The following is a 22,869-nucleotide window of genomic DNA, read 5'->3' on the forward strand; positions in this document are numbered from 1 at the left end:
GGTCCTAGCTGGCCGCTGCGTCTGCCTCAGCCTTGCGCTGGGCCTGAATGGCTTTCAGCTTGGCCGCCGCACGTTCGCGCTGGCTTTCCGATTTCAACTGACCACAGGCGGCGAGAATATCCTGCCCGCGGGTTGCGCGCACCGGGGCCGGATAACCGGCGGCGGCCACGATGTCACCGAAGGCAGTGATGGTCTTGGCTGACGAGCACTCATAGGGCGCGCCGGGCCACGGGTTGAACGGGATCAGGTTGACCTTGGCCGGAATGCCGCGCAGCAGGCGTACCAGCTGGCGGGCATCGGCCGGGGTATCGTTCACATCTTTCAGCATCACATATTCAAATGTGATGCGGCGGGCATTGCTGACGCCCGGATATTCACGGCAGGCGCGCAGCAGTTCGGCAATCGGATACTTTTTGTTGATCGGCACGATCTTGTCGCGCAGCTCATCGGTAACCGCATGCAGGGAAATCGCGAGGTTGACGTTCAGCTCGGCACCGCATTGGCGGATTTGCGGCACGACGCCGGAGGTAGAAAGCGTTATCCGGCGCTTGGACCAGGCGATGCCGTCGCCATCCATGACAATGCGCAGGGCATCAGCGACATTCTCGTAATTATACAGCGGCTCGCCCATGCCCATCATGACGATATTGGTCAGGCGGCGATCTTCCTTGCCCGATGGCCAGTCGCCAAGCGCATCGCGGGCGATCATGACCTGGCCGACGATCTCGGCAGGACCGAGGTTACGGACCAGCGGCTGGGTGCCGGTATGGCAGAATTTACAGGTGAGGGTACAGCCGACCTGACTTGAGACGCAGAGCGTGCCGCGATCATCCTCGGGGATATAGACCGTTTCCACTTCCTGCCCGTCGGGCATGCGCAGCAGCCATTTGCGAGTGCCGTCGACGCTCTCCTGATCCTGCACGATCTCCGGGCGTGTGATAGAGAACTCGGCCGCCATCTGCGCGCGCAGATCTTTGGCTAAGTTCGACATCTCGGCGAAATCGGTGACGCCGCGCTGATAGACCCATTTCCAGATCTGGTCGGCACGGAACCCGGCCACGCCGCGCTCTTTCAGGGCGGCTTTCAGGGCCTCGCGGGTTGGTCCGATAACCGGGGTCAGGCCGTCGCTGGCGGTAGGTGGCGCAAAGGCGCTGGCATGTGCGTTCAGGCCCATGACGTAATTCTCCGAGAAGTGGCTTCTCCCATAAACAAAACGCCGGGGCATCTCTGCCACACCGGCGTTTTGAATGGGTGTTACGCTGCAATCTGCCCGAAACGGACGAATTTGTCGAGATCAGCGCTTTCTTGTCAGCAGATAATTACCGCCGGGCAATTATGGCGAGACGCCGCAGGCCTTGCCGATGGCTTCATAGGCAGCTGACGAACCGGACAGGCTGTAGGTGTCGGTGGTCAGGGTGCCGCGGCTGGAGGTGCCACGGGTAACCATGCGGCTGCCCTTGCGGATCGAGCCGACCAGTGAGCGGTCGGTTTCGCCGTCGCGGGTCCAGGCGGTGTCGCCCTGGGTGAACAGGTCATAATTATCGCTGCCGATCTGGACCGACACATCGGAACCCGCTTTGTGGGTGTAACCGGCGATAAAGCTGACAACGTCGAAGCTGCGCTCTTCCGGGCGATGGGTGATGAGGGCATAGATTTCACCGCGGCGGGTGTAGTTGCCTTCGTCCTTGATCGGGCGTGAAGCCATGTAACAGACCTTGCCATTCGCATCCTGGAACTCATAGGCGCTCCAGTCACGGAAGGTGCCGATCAGCCGTGGTTCCGCCGCGCGGGCGTCAACGGGGGCACCGATTTGCCAGCAGGCATAGGCGGTCATGATGGCGAGTACGGAAAGCAGAATATGGCGCATGGGGGACTAGGTTCTCTTGAAGTTATATTTGGCGGCAGGTCGCACCAGTTGGATGCGCGAAAAAATCACCGTATTTGGTTACCGAAGATGGCTCCATATCGCAACCATCCTTAGGCAGGATGACAAAATGTATACCCATCGGATACCGAAATATGACGCCCAAAAGGAGTCAGAAAAGTGATAATCGGGTGATCCAATACGGTTTCCGCGTCGAAATATGCACATGAATACGGTGCATTCCATGATTTCGATTGTCGGCTCGACATTGCCGCCGGAAGCTAATATCTCCCTTGTACAAAGGGGTTTAGCACTTTTGAATGGCTCTATGTCAGGTACTGCCGCAAGCGAAAAGGACGACCAGCCGCGTCATGATCTGCTGATGCAGGCGATTGCCACGCATCGCGATCGTGAGGCATTTGCCGTGCTCTTCCACCACTTCGCGCCGCGCGTGAAAGGGTTTTTGCTGCGTCTTGGGCTACGCGAGTCGGCAGCTGAGGATCTGGCACAGGACGTCCTGCTGACGGTCTGGCGCAAGGCGGAAAGTTATGATCCGTCGCAGGCTGCGGTCAGCACATGGATATTCACAATTGCGCGGAACAAGCGGATCGATCATCTGCGGCGGGAAAACCGGCCACAGGTTGATCCGACTGATCCGGCACTGGTGCAGGATACGCCCGATCAGGCTGATGAGCTGGTTGCCATCAATGACCGGGCACAACGTATCGGCCGGGCGATTGATGAATTGCCAACGGAGCAGGCAGAGCTGGTCAGGCTCGCTTTCTATCGTGATCTCGCCCATGGCCAGATTGCGCTGGAGACGGGCCTGCCGCTCGGAACCGTCAAGTCGCGGCTGCGGCTGGCGCTGGAGAAATTGCGAAGGGCAGTCGGGCATGACGAATGATCTGCATGGCGGGCAGGGTAATACTGTCGGTGACCAGCCGGGGGCTGGTGTCGTGAGTGTGCGACATCACCCTGATGATGAGCTGCTGTTGGATTACGCCAGCGGTGCGCTGGGTGAGGCAGAGAGCCTTGTGATCGCCACCCATATGGCGCTGTGTCCGATATGTCGGCGCAAGGTTGCCGATTATGAAGCGATCGGTGGTGCCACGCTCGAGGCGGCAGAGGAGATCCCGGTTGCCGATGATGCTCTGGCCCGGATCATGGCCAGTATTGATGCGGGACTGTCCGACAAAAAATCATCAGAACAGATTGATTTTAAAACAGAGAGTTTTGATGCGAATATTCCGCAGCCATTGCGGGACTATCTGCCGTCAACGCTCGAAAACCTGCCCTGGCAGAGCGTTTTGCGCGGGCTGGATGAGGTGACGTTGCAGGTTGGTAGTAATGATATGGTGCGGACCAAGATGCTGCGTATCCAACCCGGTGCCGCCATGCCCCAGCATACCCATGAGGGCACTGAACTGACGCTGGTGCTGTGTGGGGCATTTCAGGATGAGCGCGGCCATTTCGCGCGCGGTGATCTGGCATTTACTGACAGTAACGTTGAGCACCGCCCGGTCGCCGATGAGGGCGAGGTCTGCTATTGCCTGGCTGTGACCACGGCACCGTTGCGCCTGACTGGCCCGGTTGGCCGGTTCTTCAACTCGTTCATCAAGTACTGAGGGGCTGGTCCGGCCTATTTGTTGGCGGTACGGATGATCTGACCGCCATGGCGGTGCCTGACCAACTCTTCTGTCGGCCCACCGGCACGCACCGGGCGTTCGGCAAAACGGCCCATGGACAGCATCCGGTCATACATCACAATCGCCCCGGCCACGCCGACATTGACGCAGAACTGCATCGGGATCTGGATCAGAAAATCGCAGCGTGCCTGTAATTCCGGTGACAGCTCGCCACGCTCGGGTCCAAGGACATAGGCGGCGCGGGTTGGATGGCGGAAACTCGGCAGCGGGATCGAGGCATCGACCAGTTCAATGCCGACCAGACGACAGCCGCGCGGCAGGTCGAGCTTTTCCGGCGTATCATACTGATAGAATGGCAGATGCTCGAAGGCATCCGAGGTATCGGAGGAGCGTACCTCGCCGAAATCCACATGGGGGGCGATGGCGAAAAAGCTGCTGGCCCCGAAGGAATGGGCGGTACGGATAAGGTTGCCGGCATTGCCGGGCTTGCTCATGCCCTCAACACCGACCGAGAAAAAACCACGCATCAGACAAAAACGATCCAGTTATCACTATCAAATTGGTCAAAGCCGATACCCTCGATCATGATCGACCCGGTATCGCCAATGAGTGTTACCGACTGGCTATTACCCTGAATGCTTACCCCACTTCCAGTCACAGCGACACGATCGCCCTCATTACCGTTGAAATCGGCAGCAATGTCGAAATCCTGTGAGATATAGAAATGATCGGCACCGCTGCCGCCGATCAGGGTGTCGTTGCCGCTGCCGCCAATCAGAAAGTCATCACCGAGATTGCCGCGCAGAATGTCGAAATCGCGGTTGCCGAGCAACGTGTCATTACCCTGTCCGCCATACATGATGTCAGCGCCCTGCCCGCCATACATCAGGTCCGCCTCGAGGTTGCCGTAGATGATATCATCCTCGAGATTTCCATAGACGATATCCTCCTGCCGACCGCCATAGATGGTATCGGTATCGCGGCCACCATAGAGGGTGTCCAGCCCGGTATTGCCATAGATCAGGTCGGTGCCGGTATTGCCGTAGATCAGGTCCGCACCGGCAAAGCCCCAGACAATGTCATTGCCGCCAAAGGCAAAGACCGTGTCATTGCCCTCGGTCATCTCCAGAATTTCACTGGCATCGGTTCCTTCGGTGCCGGTTGTCGGTGGCGGGGTGACCGGGGTTTCCGGTTCTGTCGGTGTGCTGCCGCCCACTGCATCAATGCCGTCAAAATCGCCGTCATCGCGGACCAGCAATACCTCGGTGTCGTCATTGCCGAGCAGTGCCAGATCGATTTTCCGGTTGGCACTGCCGACGGTGATCGTGGTGCTGATATCGCTGGTCAGCCCGCCGCCGCTGAAGGTCACGATATAGGTGCCGCCGCTCAGCAGTTCGATCTGATAGCCGCCGCTGGCCCAGCTGGTTGTACTGATGCCGTTCACGCTGACCGTAACGCCGCCCAGCCCCTCACCGGCGTCATAGAAGCCGTCGCCGTCGCTGTCATCAAAGGCGACACCGAGGATGAAGGGGCCAACATCGCTGGTGGTGATAAAATTCTGGGTTGAGGAGACTTCGCCGACCTGGGATGTACCGACGGCAATCCCGGCCATGTTGAAATCGCCACTGGTCATATTAAGCAGGTGTCCGGCCGGTTGCTGGATGCCGGTCGATGTGAAGCCCCAGTCGATCACATAGCCCGCATGGGAGTATTCGATGGACTCCCCATAAAGATAGACATTCTCGCCAACGGAGTTGATGAATTCTGGTGTGGTGTCCTGCACCCGCGTCAGTAATGAATTTTCGCCCGGCAGCTGGTGGCTCTGGGTATTCTGGCTGATCATCAGGTTGTTGTGACCTGTCGCGGCTTCATTGACGCCAGAGTTCCAGGCAAGGGCCTGTACGGCGGTCAGGGCGGCGAAATTCTGCTGCAGCGCTGTTGAATCCACACCGAAATAATCGAGTGCGGATTGCACCTCGGGATCGACCGCGGTGAGCGGGTTGAGGCTGGTCAGCAGGCGGCCAAGCTCCCCGTCAGGATCGACGCGGATGCGGTTGACCAGTTCGAGCATCCATTGTTCGTCAGCGCTTGGTAGAGCCATGAGTGTTAAGCCTTCGTTAACCTTGTTATGTCAGCCTCACTAGACTTTATGCCATAAAGCGCGGCATCGTGGAACGCAGCGTCGGGACCTGTCCTGAAAATTGACGCTCGGTACTTTCATTTCGTCCGCATATCGTAACTATGAAACACGAGCTTTGTTGGCCTGCGACACCTCGCGCCGACAGGGAGTGCGTTGCCAATGCCCGGTTTGTTTCGGCAAGCTCAGGTGCGCACTGGGGCAAGGGCTAGAGCGGTGACCTTAACGGGTCACCGCTCTAATTTTTGGTGTCTGCCAGATTGGCAATCAGTGCGGCAGATCGGCGTAAATCTTGAGCCGCTGCGCTGCGCCCGGCTGATTGCCCGCGACCACATGCCAGCTGCGAAGCCGCGATCCCGCAAGACAGTTGATCAGGGCATCATGGCGTCCGGTATGCTCAAGCAGTCCGGCATCCAGCAGTTGCTGGATCAGGGCCGCTGCGGGCGGTCCATCGGGGTTGAAGAACTGTACCCGGATATCATCGGGTCCGCCGGATGCGGTAAAGACGATATAGGCGATGCGGAAGCCGAGTGCGGCAAAGGCATCGATCTGTCGGCGCATATCTTGCTGTCGGTCACTGTCGCCGAAGAAGTCTTGCGCCAGCAGCGCCGGGTCCAGACCGTCATAATTCATACGGTAGAGCTTGGTTTCCGGCTTGTTGGCAAGGATATTGACGCCGAGCAAGTCACAGATACTGCTGTCCCGGATATGCCGATAGGCGGCGGTGCTGAATACGCTGTCCGCATCATCGACCGGCGCGCCCCGGATCGCGGTATCCAGTGCCTGCGCCAATGGTTCATGGATGCCTGCCGATACTGACGAGGCATCGATATAGCCCTTGAGAAAGCTGGCGTCAGGATTGCCCGGTACAGCACCAAAGGCGATATAGGCATCCCAGCGGGCACCGTCATGCAGGGTGAGCGCCTTGTTGAGGGCGGCAAGTTCGGTCGAAGCGCTGGTTGTCTCCGCCGCCTTGCCATAAATGATCCGGGTCAGACGATAATCGGCCTGTGATGGATACCAGGTAAAGGCAAGTCCGTTGACCTCTGCTGTCTCGGCAATCGTCAGGCCGAAGCTGTTGAGCGCCTCAATCTGGTCCAGCAGGGCAAAATGCCGGGTCAGACCAATTGGCATCAACTGTGCCGACAGTAATGCCGGACGCAGCATGCCCGCCTGATCGAGCAGTCCCGGGCGCTCCAGAATATCAGCCCCGCCATGTGTAAGCCTGCTGCTGCCTATGGCCATCAATGCTACCCGAATGTTCCGCTTTTCCCTTGCGGCAGCGGCGCTCTATATTCAAATTCAGCTCCAACCTACCATAAAAATAATTTTTCATAACAAGAGGAAATGCCCGATGACTGCCACCAGTGCCCAGTTCGATTTCACCGGTGCCAAGGTCTTTGTCTTTGGCGGGACCAGCGGCATCAATCTCGGCATTGCCGAGGCTTTTGCCAAACGGGGTGCGGTCATGGCCGTCGCCTCCCGCAACCCGGATAAGGTGGCGGCGGCGCAAGCCCAGCTGACAGCGGCGGGGGCAGAGGCGGTTGAGGGCTACCCGCTGGACGTGCGTGACCATGAGGGCGTGGCAGCAGCAGTGGCGGATTTTGCCGGCAAGCATGGCGAGATTGATGTGCTCGTCTCCGGCGCTGCCGGGAACTTCCCGGCCCCGGCGGTCGGCATCAGCCCCAACGGCTTCAAATCAGTCGTTGATATTGATCTGCTCGGCACCTTCCACGTCATGCGCGGTGCGTTCGAATATCTGAAGAAGCCGGGGGCCAGCGTGATCAATATCTCGGCCCCGCAGGCGGTCATTCCAATGGCGTTTCAGGCCCATGTCTGTGCCGCCAAGGCCGGTGTCGACATGGTTACCCAGACGTTGGCGATTGAGTGGGGGCCGTTGGGAATCCGCGTCAACTCGGTGATCCCCGGCCCGATTGATGGCACCGAGGGGATGAAGCGTCTGGCCCCTACCGATGAGATGCGTGATGCGGTGGTGAAATCGGTCCCGGCCCGTCGGATGGGCACGCCCGATGATGTTGCCCAGCTGTGCCTGTTTCTGGGCTCGGATGCCGCAGCCTATGTCAATGGCGCGATCATTCCGGCTGACGGCGGCTGGGCAGCCAATGGCGCGCGGATTGACTTTGAAACCCTGATCAAGGCTGCCGCCAAGGGTTAGCCGGGCTTAATGGGTATGTTCCGGTTGTTCGTGATCAGCCGGGGCTTCCATGCTGTGTTCGGGCATTGCTGATCCGGCGGCATTGTTTTCGGCATCGAACAGGCGGAAGCGATAGCGCACCTGACCGCTCGGGTAGCCGCGCGCTTCATAGAGATTGTCGCGCAGGGCGTGAACCGTGCGGCAATACTCCGTGACGATGTTCATTTCCGGGGAGCGGCAGAGCAGGCCAAAACTCTGGCCGTTCCGCGTGACTTCCTGAATCAGAAAATGGCCACCCCGATGCCCATTTCTAGGGTCAGAATAATCAATGGTGCCCTCGGGCTTGTGATTGTCGCTGAACCGGTAATTGATCCGATAGGTGGTGCCATTTTCGGCAAAGCCTTCACGGGCATCATTGATGATCCGGCCAATCTCTTTTGGATAATCATGCAGCAGTTCGGTCAGCTCGGCGCTGGTCAGTACCGTGCCTGACAAGGCCTTGTACGTGCTCGGAACCTTGGCAATCTCGCGCCGGAAATTGAACTCGGCGGCGTTTGCCAAAGGCAGAGCCATCAGCCATAGAAAAACAACGCATATGCTGCGAGTGAAGATCAGACGTGGCATGGTCACCGTGCTCTGGGGTTTATATGTATACCGGTAACATGCCTTGTATCGGCTATCGGTTCAAACACTTCGCAAGGCATGGCGGTTCCCGCCATTGATCCGATGGTAACGGTTTACTGATCATGAGTCATAACGCAGTGCCAGATATGAAAAATTTCAATGGACTTACCGGTTTTGGTGACAATCTCAATGTCGCGGTTTTCGGCGCGTCTGGCGGTATCGGCAAGGCATTCATCGAACACCTTGCCAATGATCCGTCGGTGGCGAAAATCTTTGCCCTGTCTCGATCTGCTGTGGTTGCCGGGCACCGCAAGGTAATCTCACGGCAGTATGATCCGTATAGTGATGACAGCCTGTCAAACATCGCCGAGATGATAGGTGATGTGGGGGGCTTGCATCTTGGTATTGCGGCAATCGGCATGCTGCACGACAAGGATCGCAATATTGGCCCTGAAAAGTCCTGGCGTGATCTGTCCCCGGATGATCTTGCCGCAACCTACAGCGCCAATACCATTGCACCGGTTATGGTGATGAAACATATGCTGCCACTTTTGCCGCGTGATCGAAGAGCCGGGTTTGCTGCTCTGTCAGCGCGTGTTGGCAGTATCAGCGATAACCGTATCGGGGGCTGGTATGGTTATCGGGCGGCCAAGGCGGCCTTGAACCAGCATATCCGCTGTGCTGCGATCGAACTGGCGCGCAAACACAGTCAGGCATTCTGTATCGGATTGCATCCGGGAACGGTTGATACGGCATTATCCGAACCGTTTCAGAAGAATGTGGCGGCGGAAAAGCTGTTTTCCACTGCCTATTCAACCGCTTGTATGCTGAATGTTCTGAATTGCACGACGCCGGCAAACAGCGGCAGGCTGTTTGCCTATGACGGCTCTGAAATCGAGCCCTGAACCTTCCGGATACTAGAACGAAATATCCAGCACGAAGCTGTCGTCGAATGTATCTATGCCGACGAGGATCACCTGTGAATCCGTACCAACCTGCTGGATCAGCAAACCATCCGGGTTCACGATGGTCTTCAGGCCACCGGAGACGGCAATGCGGTCACCCTCATCGGGGTTGAAGTCGAAGATGACACTGGTTTCCTGATGCCCGGCAATGACGAAAATGTCAGAGCCTTCACCACCGAACAGTGCATCGCTGCCACGATTGCCGAACAGCACGTCATCACCGTCGCCGCCATAAAGCACGTCGCCGCCCTGACCGCCATAGAGCGTATCCGACTTGTCGCCACCATAGAGCACATCAATACCGCGATTGCCGTAGAGCACATCGGTGCCGAGCCCGCCATACACCAGATCAGCATCCTGACCGCCATAGAGGTAGTCATTCTGGGCATCGCCATGGAGAATATCGCGGCCCTGATTGCCATAGAGGATGTCGGCCCCCCGGCCTCCGAGGATCGTGTCGTTGCCGATCATGCCGAAAATGCGATCATCGCCTTCCAGACCGTCAATCGTATCAACTGAATTGCGCCCGATGATGAAGTCGGAGCCGATGGTGGCGCTGGCGATCGTCTCGTTCAGCCCGCCATCTGCATCGTCCGGGAAGTCCGGCTGGCCGATGATCTCCAGTAGAAAGGTGCCTGCATCACCGCTGGTACCGTTGCGGACAAAGCCCTCGCCCTGCGCGACCGAATAATTGCCCTGGGCAAAGGCCAGTGAATAGGAATGGGTGATGACATAGGCTTCAGGCGTATAGCTGTCGCCGCGACTGTCGTTTTCCGGCTGATCGGTGATGACGACAAACAGTTCCTGTTCGCGGGGCGTTGTATAGGACACCTCGACCAGTCGATCATCAGTGCCGGCCTCATATGTGCGCAGGATGGTGAGGTCGCCATTATCATTGGCGCTGGCGAGCTGGACCTTCATCTCGGTCATCGGGCCGCCGACATAGAATTTCAGATCGATATCCCGTGGCAGGGTGCCGATCCTGTAGATGTCCACATCGACGAATTCGTCGGTCGGGCTGCCGATGATATTCAGATAGCCGAATTGCGGCTCGGCCAGCAGCGGTGCCGTGCTGGCGGAATTGGCGAGATCGAGATCTTCGTTGCGGCTGTCCTGAGGCATGGTCGTAAGGGAGTGTTTCTATGCGGTGAACTGGTGGGCAACAGTTTATCCGGGCCGGACCGGTGCCCCCAAGTTTTGCATGAAAAAACCGGCCCGCGGCGGTTGTGCCGGGGGCCGGTTCAGGTGATTTCAACCGGTCTGAGAAGCGATCAGATCGGGTCTGTTATCAGACGAAGGTGATCGGCAGGGCGCTCTCAAACGACGCTAAATCAACGCCTAACAGGGTCAGGCTGCCATCGCCATTGGTGGCTTCGAGCACGACATTGCCGTTGACTTCCGACTGGGTGAAGCTGGTGAAGGCCAGAACCCGGTCACCACCTGCAATATCGAAATCGGTGACAATATCTGCCCCCTGATTCGCCGATAGGACGAAGCTGTCGCTGCCCGCATTGCCGGTCAGGGTATCAGCCCCGAGATTGCCGAACAGGGTGTCGTTGCCGAGGTTGCCACGCAGGTTGTCATTGCCCTGGCCGCCGAACATGACGTCTTCGCCCTGACCGCCGAACATGGTGTCGTTACCGGCATTGCCATAGACGATATCGTTTTCGAGGTTGCCATAGAGCACGTCATCATGCTGACCGCCATAGACGACGTCGATCTGGCGACCGCCATACAGGATGTCATTATCGAGGTTGCCATAGACCACATCATCGCCGGTATTGCCGTAGATCACATCGTTTCCGGCACCACCAAACAGGATGTCATTGCCAGCAAAGCCGAAAATCTGCTCGGCCAGTTCCGCGCCCTGGATCAGCTCCGGGTCATCGCTACCGGCAATCTGCAGCAGCTCGGCAATACCTTCGCCGTCGCCGGGCGTGACATCAACACCACCGGTGCCGTCGATAATGAATGAGCCTTCAGCACCAGAAGTGCCGGTAAGCGCCATGGAGCCGCCCTGATAGGATGCGCTTTGAGCCTGTGCAATGGCCAAATCGCCAGTCAGGACATAGGGTGACGCTTGCTCTACCACACCGGTCATACCGTCTTGCTCGGTCTGATCGACTACGATGACGAAAATATGCGCATCTATGGTCGTGGTGAATGTAAGGCTCCAGGTCGTTGCATTCGGATCAGCCGTGAAGATGGCTTGGCCATCCAGGCCGTTACCGTTGGCAAGTATCGATGTGGAGGATTCGCTTTCGTATTGAGCGACGAATACTGAAATCTCGTCCAGTGCACCGCCCACATGAATGGTTCCTGTGGTGCCAGCTGATCGTTGACCGAGATTATAGTAGTCTCCATCAGGAATCCGAATGCCAAAAACGCCATTGACATTGGCGTAGCCGTATTGCGGTTCAGCAAGGCCAGCTGCGATAGTAAAGCTTACGGATCCTGTGACGTTATCTTGGGTAGCGGTATCTTGAGCCATTTTTTTCTCTGAAGTCAGTGTTTGAACAGATCGCAGGAATCCGCTGCAATGCCTGCGATAACAGGTATTGTTGCGGACAAGACAATCTGCGAATGCGCTGACCTATAGGGGTACGTCATGGAAATGCCAAGCGCATACGGGGGTGTAACCGGGTATATCTGTGAGAAAATTGTTTTGGTGCCAACAAAGTCGCGGCTTTATCTGGAATGTTGCGCTCACCGAAAGAATTTCAGTCCCGGCGTGTTTTTGAATTTGCCTTTTTGCGGAACGGGTTAATTTAAATGCGTACTTCATGATTTGATCTGGTTGATAACGCGGAAAATCCATGTCTGATACGATCCAACAGGGGCAGACGGCCCCGGCGGTACCCCCTGTCTCGGGACAGGCGCTTGTCTTTGGCCATGTTTTTGACGGCAAGGGCGGCAGCCGGATGCTCGCATGGGATGAGATCGCAGGCGGATTGCCTGCTGAAGGCCAGATTTGGCTGCATTTTGACCGTACCCATCCCGATGCCAGCAAATGGGTCGCCGAGCACCTGAAGCTGGAGCACTGGCAGATGGACGGGCTGTTCGACGAGGACACCCGCCCGCGCTGCAGTGTCGGTACCGCCAATGGCGTGTCCGGTCTTTTGCTCAACCTGCGCGGTATCAACCTGAATGAGGGCGCTGACCCCACAGACATGGTGGCCCTGCGCATGTGGGTATCGGAGCGTGTTGTCGTCACCCTGCGCCGTTTCAATGTCCGATCTGTGGCGGCGATCAGCGATGATTTGCAGCGCAATGACGGTCCTTCGGGGCCGGGCGAGCTGGTGGCGCTGATTACCGAGAAGCTCATGGACCTCATGGGACCGACGATCACGCGCTATGATGCCATCCTCGATGATGCCGAACTGGGGCTGGTACAGACCGACGAGATCAGGCCACCGGCAGAGTTGGCCGAGGCGCGGCGTGCGGTTGCCGCTCTCCGCCGGTATCTGAAGCCGCAGGCCGAGGCGCTGACCGAGCTGCTTGCTGTGCAACTGCCGATTTTCAGCCAGCATGACCATGCCGTCATCGCCAATGCGCGGCAGGATGTGCTGCGGTTTGTCGAACAGCTGGACGAGATGCGCGAGCAGTCGATTTTCGTCTATGACGAGATTAAGAAACGGCAGGATGACCGGATCAACCGGACCATGTACCGCCTGACCATCATCACGGCGGTATTCCTGCCGCTCGGCTTCATCACCGGTCTGCTCGGTATCAATGTCGGCGGGATGCCGGGCACCGACAGCAGCGCCGCATTCTGGGTCGTCTGCGGCATCCTCGCCGTGATCGGCATTGTCGTCTATGGCGGGTTTCGGATATTCGGCTATCTCGGCAAATCAGGCGACTGATCAACCGGGTCATCGGGCCTAGATATCAGGGCCTTAATATTAGGAGAGCGAGCCACCGACGGTGAAGTCGGCTTCCGTTTTCTCGCGGATTTCGTCGACGGTGACATCGGGTGCCAGTTCGATCAGGGTCATGCCCTTCTCATCGATGGTGAAGACGCCGAGATCGGTAATGATCATATCGACACAACCGGCACCGGTCAACGGCAGGTCACAGGCCTTGAGCAGTTTCGGTGAGCCGTCCTTGGCATTGTGATCCATGACCACAACCACACGTTTGACGCCGGCGACGAGGTCCATCGCGCCGCCCATGCCCTTGACCATCTTGCCGGGGATCATCCAGTTGGCAATATCGCCATTGCTGGCGACCTGCATGGCACCGAGGATCGACAGGTCGATATGGCCGCCGCGGATCATGCCGAAAGAGGTGGCGCTGTCGAAAAAGCTGCTCTCGGGCAGTTCGGTGATGGTTTGCTTGCCGGCATTGATCAGGTCGGCATCAACCTCGTCCTCATACGGGAACGGCCCCATGCCGAGCATGCCGTTCTCTGATTGCAGGCGGACATCGATGCCTTCGGGAATGTAGTTGGCGACGAGCGTCGGGATACCGATACCCAGATTTACGTAAAAACCGTCTTCGAGTTCTTTGGCGGCGCGCTCGGCAACCTGATCACGTGTCCAGGGCATTGGGGTCTCTCTCCATATACATACGGTCTAGGCCGGATTTGATGTGTCGGATTTAAGCGTTGGCGTAGCCAGTGTCAAATCATCCGGCAGGCCGCATGCCGGTTTGTCGCATCAATCTCCCATGAAACCGCCGATTTGGGTCTGACAGCCATGCGCCGGGCTATATCTGTTTGCGGTTTTCATGGCGATCGGGGATATGCACTTAAACAAGCGACTGACTATGCGATATCGACACAAAGGTACCGTTTATGGCCCAGGTAGTGCCGTCATACAGCAACAGCCTGCAAAGACAGGTGATTGCCGCCGCCGAAGCGGCCGGTTTCGAGATACCGGCCAATATCGCCGCCACCTATGCCGAGCATGGTGCTGCCCGGCGCAGCAACCAGTGGCATGTGGCGCTGGGGCTTGCCTCCGATGGAACTGCCGAGCGGGCAGCTGAACCGATCTCCGCCGCCCGCCGTCAGGCTGCCTATGACGGTCTCCTGCAATTCGCCGAGTGGGCCGAGGGCCTCCGTCAGCAACCGGAGATACAGGCATCCCTGCGCAGCGGTCGCCGGGCCGAGCGCAATGTCAGAACGGCTCAGGAAATGTCGCCGATGCTGAAGGTGCGGCAGTCGATGGCTGTTGATGATGCCCTGCAACTGCCCTTGCTGGCGCAGGTTTATCGTGACCCGGTGGATGCGCAGAAGCAGATCCGGGCGGTGTACAAGACCCTTGGCGATCCGCAGGCGCTGGCTGACCAACTGGAACTGACACCGGACAGCTTCGGTGATCTGGTTGGTACCCGTATGGCCATGGTCGACGGGCCGCAACGGCGTCATGCGATGAAGGTGCTGCGGACCCAGATCATCCCCGACCTGCGCAATGCCAATCTGCCATCGAGAATGGCCGCCCGCACGCTCGAGCAGCCATCAGCTGCGCCTGCCAGCTGCGGCGGTGCCGGGCAGGGCAACCGGAGCCTGCTCGCCTTCGATGATGCGGTTACCCGCTTTACCAAGGCGTTCCAGAAGCTGACCGATGGCGGTGTGCTGCCCGAAATCGACCGGCAGGCGGCAGCAGAGGAGCGCGCGGCCCGGTCATCCGGCAGCAACCGGCGGTCAAACGGCAAAGGAATGGGCCGCAGCGGGCCCAAAACCTGATTTTCTGAATTTTCTTCCGGGCGGTAAGCCCGCCAACCGGCTGCTTATGCGGCGTGGCGGTCGCGGGTGGTGCGTTGCTCGATCCGCTTCTCGTGCTCGCCCTGAATCATCCGTTGTACGAAAATGCCGGGGGTGTGGATGTGATCCGGGTCGATGGTACCAGGCTCGACCAGTTTCTCGACTTCGGCAACGCAGATTTTACCGGCAGTGGCCATTGGCGGGTTAAAGTTGCGGGCGGTCTTGCGATAAACGAGGTTGCCTTCGGTGTCGCCCATATAGGCCTTCACGATCGAGAGATCGGCAATCAGGCCGGTTTCCATGATGTATTTCTCACCATTGAACTCGCGCTCTTCCTTGCCTTCCGCGACTTTGGTGCCAACACCGGTTTTGGTGTAGAAGGCCGGGATACCGGCGCCACCGGCGCGGCAACGCTCGGCCAGCGTGCCCTGCGGGTTGAATTCAAGCTCCAGCTCACCACCGAGGTACAGTTCGGCGAACAGCTTGTTCTCACCAACATAGGAAGAGATCATCTTCTTGATCTGGCGGGTTTCCAGCAGCTTGCCGAGGCCGAAACCGTCAACACCGGCATTGTTGGAGATGACCGTCAGGCCCTTGACGCCGCTCTCAACAATCGCATCGATCAGGTTCTCCGGGATGCCGCAGAGGCCGAAGCCACCGGCCATGATGACCATGTCGTCATGCAGGATGCCTGCGAGTGCTTCCGTTGCGTTTGCATAAACCTTCTTAGCCATGTCGGATATTTCCTGATTGTTGGTTTGTGAACGTTGTTGTTTTTGGTCTTAGCGCTGAGTTTCGTGCCGGTCAATGTCACGGTTTCGGAAAATAAGTAAGCCTTGTTATCCAAGAATGCGGCATCTGTCAGCGTCATAAGGCAAGATGGCACTGTTTGAAACGGCATATCAGCGTGATGTGATTGTACCGGTCGTATTTGTGCCGGTTAGGGGTAGTTGCAACTTGGCAGATGGCATGGGCAGCCAGAAACCGCAGCTGGGCGATGACGGGACCGGGCAGCATCCGACAGGCGGTTTGCCCGATGAACGGCTCGTGGCGTCCGCGCTTGCCGGCAACCGGGATGCGTTCTCGATCCTGATCGAGCGGCATTATGACCGGATTTACAATCTGGCCTATGGCTGGCTCGGTGACCGGGCGGCGGCGGAGGATGCGGCGCAGGATGTGGTGGTAAAGCTGGCAACGGCGATTGCCAAGTTCGAGGGCCGGGCCAAGTTTACCACATGGCTGCACCGGCTGGTGCTGAACCATCTGCATGACAAGGCACGGGCGAAGAAACGGCGACGGATCGACCCCGGCGTGGTGTTTGAGGATTTACAGATAGCGAGCGAGGACGTGTCCGCTGATCGACAATATGAGGCCAAACAGGGCATGGCAGCGGTGAACGCCTTACCGACCAAGTTGCGGGCGGCGGTCATGCTCGTGCACTGGCAGGGGCTGACCCATGATGCCGCCGGGGAGGTGCTCGGCTGCAAGGGCGGTACCGTGTCCTGGCGCCTGAATGAGGCCAAAAAGCTGTTGGCAGCACAGTTGCGATCAGAAGCAGGGGAGGGCAGCGATCATGACTGATAAATTCGATCCGGACCGCCTCTTTGAGACCATGGGCAAGGCATCCGCGCCAACGCCGGACAAGCAGGCGAAAGCCGACGCCATGCGCAATGCCATGGCGGTGTTCGATGCCGTGATTTCAGAGGCCGATGCGTCGCTGGAGAAAAAAACTTCCCAAAGATTTGAGCGGCAAGCGCGTCAGACAATCCGAAAGCGAGGACCCGGCATTTTCCGCCGGTTCCGCATATGGCTGGAGGATTTTACCATGGAATATCGCAAACAACTGATGCTCACTACTGCTGCTTCGGTCAGCTTCATGCTGGTCGGTGTCACCCTGATGATGCTGGACAACGAGGTTCCCTCGCCTGGCGGCTCCTTGACAAGCATAACGTCACAGTCGGGTGTGCAGAATATGCCGGGAGAGCTTGCCTCACCTCATTATGAGAGTCTCCTGTCCGACTTCAATCAACGTGAGAGTCAGCGGGCGCTTGAGAAAAGTCAGGGTTTTGTACCTGTACTGCGGGAGCGTGAAGAACTTGATGCGGCAGATGCGTCAAGTGGTCTGGCTCAGCAATCAATGGTCATGCGCAGACAGGAAGGTGGCAACCTGACCGGTATTGCGGCACCTGCTGATACCAGGGTTATGGCTGATCGGATTGCCGGATCACCGCCGGTGCTGGCCGAGCCGGCGCCAGTGTTGCCGAAGGAAATGATCGGTCGCGACCGGTTCGATGATATCGAGATCAACCCGACCAAGCAGGTGAGCGCCGAGCCGGTCTCCACCTTCTCTATCGATGTGGATACAGCTGCCTACAGCTTCATCCGCCGTCAGCTCAATGAAGGCTATCTGCCGCAGAAGGATGCGGTGCGGATCGAGGAGATGATCAACTACTTCGATTACGACTATCCGCTGCCGGAAGAGGCCAATGTGCCGTTCGAGCCGAGCGTGGCCGTGTTCGATACGCCGTGGAACCCGAATACCCAACTCGTCCATATCGGCATCAAGGGCTATGACCTGCCCGCCGGTGAGCGCCCGCGCGCCAATTTGACCTTCCTCGTGGATACGTCAGGGTCGATGAGTGGCCCGGACCGTCTGCCGCTGCTGCAGCAATCCCTGCGGATGCTGGTGGAGGAGATGAACCCGGATGATACCATCGCGATTGCTGCCTATGCCGGGTCTGCCGGTGTCGTGCTCGAGCCGACCCCGGTCAGCGAGAAGCGCAAGATCCTGGCGGCGATCAACAACATGCAGTCTGGCGGCTCCACCGCCGGTGCCGCCGGTATCCGGCTCGCCTATGACCTGACCCGCCAGAATTTTGACAAGGACGCGGTCAACCGGGTGATCCTCGGCACCGATGGTGATTTCAATGTCGGTATCGCCAATAGCGAGGAGCTCAAGGGCTTTGTCGAACGTCAGCAGGAGAGCGGTATCTACCTCTCTGTGCTCGGGTTCGGTGAGGGCAATTACAACGACACCATGATGCAGGCGCTGGCCCAGAACGGTAATGGTGTCGCGACCTATATCGATACGCTACAGGAAGCGCGCAAGGTTCTGGTCGAGGAAGCCAACAGCACCCTGTTCACCATCGCCAAGGATGTGAAGATACAGGTCGAGTTCAATCCGGCGCAGGTCTCGGAATATCGCCTGATCGGGTATGAGAGCCGGATGCTGAACCGCGAGGACTTCAACAACGACAAGGTCGATGCCGGGGAGATCGGTGCCGGTCATGCGGTTACCGCGCTCTATGAAATCCTGCCGGTCAATGCCGTTGCCGGTAATCGCTACGATCCGCTGCGCTATGGCAATGCCGGTGAATCAGCCGCTGCCAGTGCCGAGCCGGTTGCTGGTGATGCAGGTGACAGCGCATCGACGGCCAGTAACGAGATCGCTTTCCTCAAGATGCGCTACAAGCTGCCGGATGAGGATACCTCGCGGCTGATCACCCGTCCGATCACTGCCGATGATGTGCAGTTAGCGGATGCGGTCTCCGATGACAGCCGCTTTGTCGCCGCCGTGGCCGGGTTCGGGCAGTTGCTGCGCGGCGGTCGGTTCCTCGGCAGCGATTATGATTACGATGCGGTGATCGAGATGGCGAATGGTGCCAAGGGCACGGATGAGTTCGGTCAGCGTGCGGAATTTGTCCAGCTGGTCCGTCAGGCCAAGACCGCAGCGGGTATGCGCTAGGGCAGCTCTGTTTTTACTCTCTGTGAAATAAAACGGGCCGGCATTGTCGGCCCGTTTGCGCGTTCGGTCGCTGGTGTGCCTAGCGCAGGTCGGTTTCGGGCGGCGGCGGCAAATCGGTGCCGGGTAGCGGTGTGCCATCACCCTGCTGGTAAAAACGGTCTATCCGTTTATCGGCGAAATCGCCGATTGCGGCCTCATCCGCCGGTGGTGGTGTCCCGAAGAAATAAACCAGTACCCTGTACACGCCGAACAGAATGCAGGCGACAATCATAAGCCTGAAGATAAAGGAGTTTCGAGTTTTTCGTGCTCGGTCCATATGCGGTTTTCTGTTTCTTGGTGTTGTCGGATTTCGGGATCTGGTCTGGTGATCTATGTGACGGTATTGTCTGCCGGGGGGCTCGGGCCGGGTTCCTGTTTTGCGTCCTCGCGTGCCTTCAGCTTCTCGGCATTCTTGTAGCGCATGGCGTATTTGTGGATGCGACCGCTTTCATGCAGGCTGATCAGCAAAAAGCCACCGATCAGCCAGGCCAGATGCGCGGCGGAAATCAACAGCGACGCATATATCGTATATTTGCGCGTCATGTCATCAAACCGCTTTTTATCAAAGATAAATATCCAGGTATCGCCCCGACGATCAATGTATCCCGATACGGTCTGATAGATGCCGAGCTGGAACTTATCCGGTGAGAGATAGTGGTGTATCTGTTTGGTGACCCGTTGCTGATCGCGCAATTCGAACATTTGCCATGAAACCAGATTGTCGATGGCATCCTGTACTTCCGGCGTGTCGCCGACAAAACTCTCGGGGTTCTCGGATATGCCGCACCAGAATTCCATGTCATCGCAGACCTTGAGGATCAGGTCTTCCGGGGCATCGTTGCGCAACATGGACATGACCATTTCATCGCGGGCGTAGCGCCCCTCGAACAGCCCGCCGCCGATCACGACATAATGGAACAGGCTGAAGGTGCCGATGGAAACGAAACAGATCAGGATCATGAAGCCCCTGAACACGGTCCGCGCATGTTTCGGTGCCACCATATAGCGACCGAGCAGGGCCAGATAGGTGCACAGATAGAGTGCCCAGAGGAAATTCAGCCGGTTGAAGATGTCGGCGCTCGCTTCCGTCAGCACGCCGGAAAAATCCACGATATCCCAGAGTATCGAGGTTGCCTGTAGGGCACCCCAGAGCAGGGCAATGACATAAAGGCCGAGGAACTGGAGCTTGTTGGGAGCTTTGGCCGAGAAATGCGCCCAGATCGCAAGCCAGAACACCAGATTGAACAGGCTGTCCTGCAGATGGAAAACCGCATCCACGGGGATGCTGTTGAACAGATCATACTGTTGGCTTTTCACCAGACTTTTCCTATCCGATCTTTACCCGGGAACCCATCGGCGCTACACACCCACTTCCATGCACAACTATAGTGAATTTCAGTCGCTTTCGATAGGCAACGCCGGTAAATGCGACGTTAGGCATCAAAGTGTTATCACGCCACAACGCCCAGTGACATGGGCGGGGCACCGGGAAGGAAACAGGATATGAGTGAGCAACAGCCAGCGAGCCGCGTAACGGATGAGGAAGCCCTCGATCTTCACGCCCATGGTCGTCCGGGCAAGCTTGAGATTAACGCGACCAAACCGCTGACCACCTCGCGCGATCTGTCGCTGGCCTATTCCCCCGGTGTGGCAGTGCCCTGCCTGAAGATCGCCGAAGACCCGTCCGATGCCTATAAATATACGGCCAAGGGCAATATGGTTGCCGTTATCTCCAACGGTACGGCTGTGCTCGGCCTCGGCAATCTTGGCGCACTGGCATCCAAGCCGGTGATGGAGGGCAAGGCCGTCCTGTTCAAGCGTTTCGCCGATATCGACGGCATCGATATCGAGGTCGATACCGAGGATACCGATGAATTTGTCAACTGCGTGCGCTTTCTCGGTAAGAGCTGGGGCGGCATCAATCTCGAGGATATCAAGGCACCCGATTGCTTTATCATTGAGCAGCGCCTGCGTGAGGTCATGGACATTCCGGTGTTCCATGACGACCAGCACGGCACCGCCATCATCGCCGCTGCCGGCCTGATCAATGCGCTGGAAATTACCGGTCGGGATATCAAGGAAACCCGCATGGTGATCAATGGCGCGGGTGCGGCGGCAATCGCCTGTGTCGAGTTGTTCAAGGCTATGGGCATGCCCCATGACAAGGTCATCCTCTGTGACACCAAGGGTGTGATCTATACCGGTCGTGAAGCCGGGATGAACCAGTGGAAGTCGGCTCATGCGGTCGATACCGAGTTGCGGACACTGGAAGAGGCGGTCGAGGGCGCCGATGTTTTCGTCGGTGTGTCGGTCAAGGGCGCGCTGACCAAAGACATGGTCAAGGCCATGGCACCACAGCCGATCATCTTCGCGCTGGCCAATCCCGATCCGGAAATCACGCCCGAGGAAGCGCGTGAGGCGCGGGCCGATGCCATTATCGCTACCGGTCGCTCGGATTACCCGAACCAGGTGAACAACGTTCTGGGCTTCCCCTATATCTTCCGCGGTGCTCTCGATGTGCAGGCGCGCGAGATCAACGATCAGATGAAAATCGCCGCTGCCAAGGCAATTGCCGATCTGGCCCGTGAGGATGTGCCGGAAGAGGTTGGTGCCGCCTATAGCGGTCGTCGTCTGCAATTCGGTCCCGACTACCTGATCCCCGTACCGTTCGACAACCGCCTGATCGTCAAGATCCCCGAGGCAGTGGCACAGGCCGCCATGGACAGCGGCGTGGCTGCCAAGCCGATCGAGAATATGTGGCACTATCGTCAGGAGCTGAAAAACCGCCTCGATCCGACCGCAGGTTCGCTCCAGCGCATCTTCGCCAAGCTCAAGGACAACCCGCGCACGGTCGTCTTCGCCGAGGGCGAGGAGGAACAGACCATCCGCGCGGCCATCGACTACACCCATGCCGGTTATGGCAAGGCGATCCTGATCGGTCGTGAGGACCGGGTCCGCAACAAGATGAAGGCCATGGGCGTGTCCCTGGACGGCGAACTGGTGACCATCGCCAATGCGGCACTCAGTCACGACAATGACCGCTACACCCAATTCATCTATCGTCGTCAGCAGCGGCGCGGTGCCCTGTATCGCGACTGTCAGCGCATGGTGAACCAGAACCGGAACGCCTTTGCCGCGGCCATGCTCGCCAATGGTGATGCCGATGCCATGGTGACCGGCCTGACCCGTGCCTTTGCGGTCTGCCTTGACGATATCCGACGTGCGGTCAGCCCCGTACCGGGCCAGACCACCTTCGGCCTGTCGGTCATGGTGCGGCGGAACCGGACCATCTTCATTGCCGATACGCTGGTCAATGAAACTCCGGATGCCGAAACCCTCGCACAGATTGCCATCCAGTCGGCACAGAAAGCCCGCGATCTGGGCCATGAGCCACGGGTGGCGCTGCTGTCCTTCTCCAATTTCGGCCAGCCGTTGCATGAGCGCGCGGATCGTATCCGCAATGCGGTCGCGATCCTCGGTGAGCGGGAAGTGGATTTCGAGTTCGACGGTGAAATGTCCGCCGATGTGGCGCTCGACTACGATCTGATGAAGCGGCTCTATCCGTTCTGCAATCTGACCGGTCCGGCCAATATCCTGATCATGCCGGGGCTGCATACCGCCAATATCAGTGCCAAACTGCTGCAGAAGATGAGCGCATCGACCCTGTTGGGGCCATTGCTGCTCGGTCTGGAGAAGCCGGCGCAGGTGGTGCAGATGGGCGCAACCGTGCCTGACATCGTCAATGCGGCGGCACTGGCGGCGTTCCAGTCGATTGACGCCAAGTAAGAACGCGCCAGCGGTTGCCCGTCATCCGGCGGGCGACTGTCATAGAACCGTTATTTGACCCGCTGATCTGACGCGGTAATCATGATGGGTCTATAGCAAGCCATCAGGCGGTGCCTATTGCTGCCGGGCGGTGTATCCGAGAGACCGATGAAGAAGCGTACGAGCTCATTATCCATTCTGCAGGGCCTGATGGCTGCCGGTTTG

The 22,869-nt window shown here is 58.2% G+C and carries 21 protein-coding genes; 9 read left to right on the forward strand and 12 right to left on the reverse strand.

What is annotated here, in order from left to right; translation table 11 throughout:
• Positions 1–4 precede the first annotated feature (4 nt).
• A complete protein-coding gene (locus CBB62_02730) occupies positions 5–1,174 on the reverse strand; it encodes a 23S rRNA (adenine(2503)-C(2))-methyltransferase (protein ID OUT41287.1) in 1,170 nt (389 codons plus the stop codon).
• 159 nt (positions 1,175–1,333) lie between these two features.
• A complete protein-coding gene (locus CBB62_02735) occupies positions 1,334–1,867 on the reverse strand; it encodes a hypothetical protein (GenBank protein OUT41288.1) in 534 nt (177 codons plus the stop codon).
• 325 nt (positions 1,868–2,192) lie between these two features.
• Here CBB62_02735 and CBB62_02740 point away from each other — a divergent pair, with 325 nt between their 5' ends.
• Both CBB62_02740 and CBB62_02745 read left to right on the forward strand, forming a co-directional pair.
• Entirely contained in the window at positions 2,193–2,768 is a 576-nt protein-coding gene (locus tag CBB62_02740) for an RNA polymerase subunit sigma (GenBank protein ID OUT41289.1), read from the forward strand.
• Entirely contained in the window at positions 2,758–3,489 is a 732-nt protein-coding gene (locus CBB62_02745) for a hypothetical protein (GenBank protein OUT41290.1), read from the forward strand. Before CBB62_02740 ends, CBB62_02745 begins: the two co-directional genes overlap by 11 nt.
• Positions 3,490–3,503: 14 nt before the next feature.
• On the opposite strand, the gene CBB62_02750 is transcribed toward CBB62_02745, so the two are convergent.
• The 3 genes from CBB62_02750 to CBB62_02760 form a co-directional block, all read right to left on the reverse strand.
• The gene (locus tag CBB62_02750; GenBank protein OUT41291.1) at positions 3,504–4,037 is read right to left on the reverse strand and encodes an rRNA methyltransferase; all 534 of its coding nucleotides are present in this window, start codon (positions 4,035–4,037) and stop codon (positions 3,504–3,506) included.
• Positions 4,037–5,611, reverse strand: coding sequence for a hypothetical protein (locus CBB62_02755; GenBank protein OUT41292.1), 1,575 nt, complete (start codon positions 5,609–5,611; stop codon positions 4,037–4,039). Before CBB62_02755 ends, CBB62_02750 begins: the two co-directional genes overlap by 1 nt.
• A 303-nt stretch (positions 5,612–5,914) precedes the next feature.
• Complete coding sequence (locus CBB62_02760) at positions 5,915–6,892, reverse strand: hypothetical protein (protein OUT41293.1); 978 nt, start codon at positions 6,890–6,892, stop codon at positions 5,915–5,917.
• Between the two features lie 109 nt (positions 6,893–7,001).
• On the opposite strand from CBB62_02760, the gene CBB62_02765 reads away from it, so the two are divergent.
• Complete coding sequence (locus CBB62_02765) at positions 7,002–7,823, forward strand: short-chain dehydrogenase (protein ID OUT41294.1); 822 nt, start codon at positions 7,002–7,004, stop codon at positions 7,821–7,823.
• Positions 7,824–7,829: 6 nt separating this feature from the next.
• Here the strand turns inward: CBB62_02765 and CBB62_02770 are convergent, their stop codons facing one another.
• On the reverse strand, positions 7,830–8,426 hold the full coding sequence (locus CBB62_02770; protein ID OUT41295.1) for a hypothetical protein: 597 nt from the start codon (positions 8,424–8,426) through the stop codon (positions 7,830–7,832).
• Positions 8,427–8,572: 146 nt separating this feature from the next.
• On the opposite strand from CBB62_02770, the gene CBB62_02775 reads away from it, so the two are divergent.
• On the forward strand, positions 8,573–9,331 hold the full coding sequence (locus tag CBB62_02775; protein ID OUT41296.1) for a hypothetical protein: 759 nt from the start codon (positions 8,573–8,575) through the stop codon (positions 9,329–9,331).
• Between the two features lie 12 nt (positions 9,332–9,343).
• Here the strand turns inward: CBB62_02775 and CBB62_02780 are convergent, their stop codons facing one another.
• Both CBB62_02780 and CBB62_02785 read right to left on the reverse strand, forming a co-directional pair.
• Entirely contained in the window at positions 9,344–10,513 is a 1,170-nt protein-coding gene (locus CBB62_02780) for a hypothetical protein (protein ID OUT41297.1), read from the reverse strand.
• 166 nt (positions 10,514–10,679) lie between these two features.
• Complete coding sequence (locus tag CBB62_02785) at positions 10,680–11,882, reverse strand: hypothetical protein (protein OUT41298.1); 1,203 nt, start codon at positions 11,880–11,882, stop codon at positions 10,680–10,682.
• A gap of 325 nt (positions 11,883–12,207) precedes the next feature.
• On the opposite strand from CBB62_02785, the gene CBB62_02790 reads away from it, so the two are divergent.
• Positions 12,208–13,254: a hypothetical protein gene (locus CBB62_02790; GenBank protein OUT41299.1), complete on the forward strand. Its 1,047-nt coding sequence runs from the start codon at positions 12,208–12,210 to the stop codon at positions 13,252–13,254.
• Between the two features lie 39 nt (positions 13,255–13,293).
• On the opposite strand, the gene CBB62_02795 is transcribed toward CBB62_02790, so the two are convergent.
• Positions 13,294–13,938 (reverse strand): succinyl-CoA--3-ketoacid-CoA transferase, encoded by a 645-nt coding sequence (locus tag CBB62_02795; protein ID OUT41300.1) that lies wholly within the window; start codon positions 13,936–13,938, stop codon positions 13,294–13,296.
• Positions 13,939–14,186: 248 nt separating this feature from the next.
• Here CBB62_02795 and CBB62_02800 point away from each other — a divergent pair, with 248 nt between their 5' ends.
• Positions 14,187–15,077 (forward strand): hypothetical protein, encoded by an 891-nt coding sequence (locus CBB62_02800; protein ID OUT41301.1) that lies wholly within the window; start codon positions 14,187–14,189, stop codon positions 15,075–15,077.
• 44 nt (positions 15,078–15,121) lie between these two features.
• On the opposite strand, the gene CBB62_02805 is transcribed toward CBB62_02800, so the two are convergent.
• The gene (locus CBB62_02805; GenBank protein ID OUT41302.1) at positions 15,122–15,829 is read right to left on the reverse strand and encodes a succinyl-CoA--3-ketoacid-CoA transferase; all 708 of its coding nucleotides are present in this window, start codon (positions 15,827–15,829) and stop codon (positions 15,122–15,124) included.
• A 145-nt stretch (positions 15,830–15,974) separates the two neighbouring features.
• Here CBB62_02805 and CBB62_02810 point away from each other — a divergent pair, with 145 nt between their 5' ends.
• Positions 15,975–16,676, forward strand: coding sequence for a hypothetical protein (locus CBB62_02810; protein ID OUT41303.1), 702 nt, complete (start codon positions 15,975–15,977; stop codon positions 16,674–16,676).
• A gap of 31 nt (positions 16,677–16,707) precedes the next feature.
• Positions 16,708–18,840, forward strand: coding sequence for a hypothetical protein (locus CBB62_02815; GenBank protein OUT42606.1), 2,133 nt, complete (start codon positions 16,708–16,710; stop codon positions 18,838–18,840).
• A 79-nt stretch (positions 18,841–18,919) separates the two neighbouring features.
• Here the strand turns inward: CBB62_02815 and CBB62_02820 are convergent, their stop codons facing one another.
• Positions 18,920–19,111: a hypothetical protein gene (locus CBB62_02820; GenBank protein OUT41304.1), complete on the reverse strand. Its 192-nt coding sequence runs from the start codon at positions 19,109–19,111 to the stop codon at positions 18,920–18,922.
• Between the two features lie 98 nt (positions 19,112–19,209).
• Positions 19,210–20,196, reverse strand: coding sequence for a hypothetical protein (locus CBB62_02825; GenBank protein OUT41305.1), 987 nt, complete (start codon positions 20,194–20,196; stop codon positions 19,210–19,212).
• 186 nt (positions 20,197–20,382) lie between these two features.
• Between CBB62_02825 and CBB62_02830 the strand changes: the two genes are divergently transcribed.
• Positions 20,383–22,665, forward strand: coding sequence for an NADP-dependent malic enzyme (locus CBB62_02830; protein OUT41306.1), 2,283 nt, complete (start codon positions 20,383–20,385; stop codon positions 22,663–22,665).
• The last annotated feature ends 204 nt before the right edge of the window (positions 22,666–22,869 follow it).

Origin of the sequence: Micavibrio sp. TMED2, assembly GCA_002168225.1 — a bacterium.
Classification (GTDB): Bacteria; Pseudomonadota; Alphaproteobacteria; order TMED2; family TMED2; genus TMED2.

Coding starts and splice junctions, on each gene's coding strand:
- CBB62_02785 (OUT41298.1), bottom strand. CDS start 11,882: ATGGCTCAAGATACCGCTACCCAAGATAACGTCACAGGATCCGTAAGC.
- CBB62_02780 (OUT41297.1), bottom strand. CDS start 10,513: ATGCCTCAGGACAGCCGCAACGAAGATCTCGATCTCGCCAATTCCGCC.
- CBB62_02800 (OUT41301.1), top strand. CDS start 14,187: ATGGCCCAGGTAGTGCCGTCATACAGCAACAGCCTGCAAAGACAGGTG.
- CBB62_02740 (OUT41289.1), top strand. CDS start 2,193: ATGTCAGGTACTGCCGCAAGCGAAAAGGACGACCAGCCGCGTCATGAT.
- CBB62_02810 (OUT41303.1), top strand. CDS start 15,975: ATGGCACTGTTTGAAACGGCATATCAGCGTGATGTGATTGTACCGGTC.
- CBB62_02765 (OUT41294.1), top strand. CDS start 7,002: ATGACTGCCACCAGTGCCCAGTTCGATTTCACCGGTGCCAAGGTCTTT.
- CBB62_02830 (OUT41306.1), top strand. CDS start 20,383: ATGAGTGAGCAACAGCCAGCGAGCCGCGTAACGGATGAGGAAGCCCTC.
- CBB62_02755 (OUT41292.1), bottom strand. CDS start 5,611: ATGGCTCTACCAAGCGCTGACGAACAATGGATGCTCGAACTGGTCAAC.
- CBB62_02730 (OUT41287.1), bottom strand. CDS start 1,174: ATGGGCCTGAACGCACATGCCAGCGCCTTTGCGCCACCTACCGCCAGC.
- CBB62_02750 (OUT41291.1), bottom strand. CDS start 4,037: ATGCGTGGTTTTTTCTCGGTCGGTGTTGAGGGCATGAGCAAGCCCGGC.
- CBB62_02820 (OUT41304.1), bottom strand. CDS start 19,111: ATGATTGTCGCCTGCATTCTGTTCGGCGTGTACAGGGTACTGGTTTAT.
- CBB62_02745 (OUT41290.1), top strand. CDS start 2,758: ATGACGAATGATCTGCATGGCGGGCAGGGTAATACTGTCGGTGACCAG.
- CBB62_02815 (OUT42606.1), top strand. CDS start 16,708: ATGGGCAAGGCATCCGCGCCAACGCCGGACAAGCAGGCGAAAGCCGAC.
- CBB62_02770 (OUT41295.1), bottom strand. CDS start 8,426: ATGCCACGTCTGATCTTCACTCGCAGCATATGCGTTGTTTTTCTATGG.
- CBB62_02805 (OUT41302.1), bottom strand. CDS start 15,829: ATGGCTAAGAAGGTTTATGCAAACGCAACGGAAGCACTCGCAGGCATC.
- CBB62_02795 (OUT41300.1), bottom strand. CDS start 13,938: ATGCCCTGGACACGTGATCAGGTTGCCGAGCGCGCCGCCAAAGAACTC.
- CBB62_02760 (OUT41293.1), bottom strand. CDS start 6,892: ATGGCCATAGGCAGCAGCAGGCTTACACATGGCGGGGCTGATATTCTG.
- CBB62_02790 (OUT41299.1), top strand. CDS start 12,208: ATGTCTGATACGATCCAACAGGGGCAGACGGCCCCGGCGGTACCCCCT.
- CBB62_02735 (OUT41288.1), bottom strand. CDS start 1,867: ATGCGCCATATTCTGCTTTCCGTACTCGCCATCATGACCGCCTATGCC.
- CBB62_02775 (OUT41296.1), top strand. CDS start 8,573: ATGAAAAATTTCAATGGACTTACCGGTTTTGGTGACAATCTCAATGTC.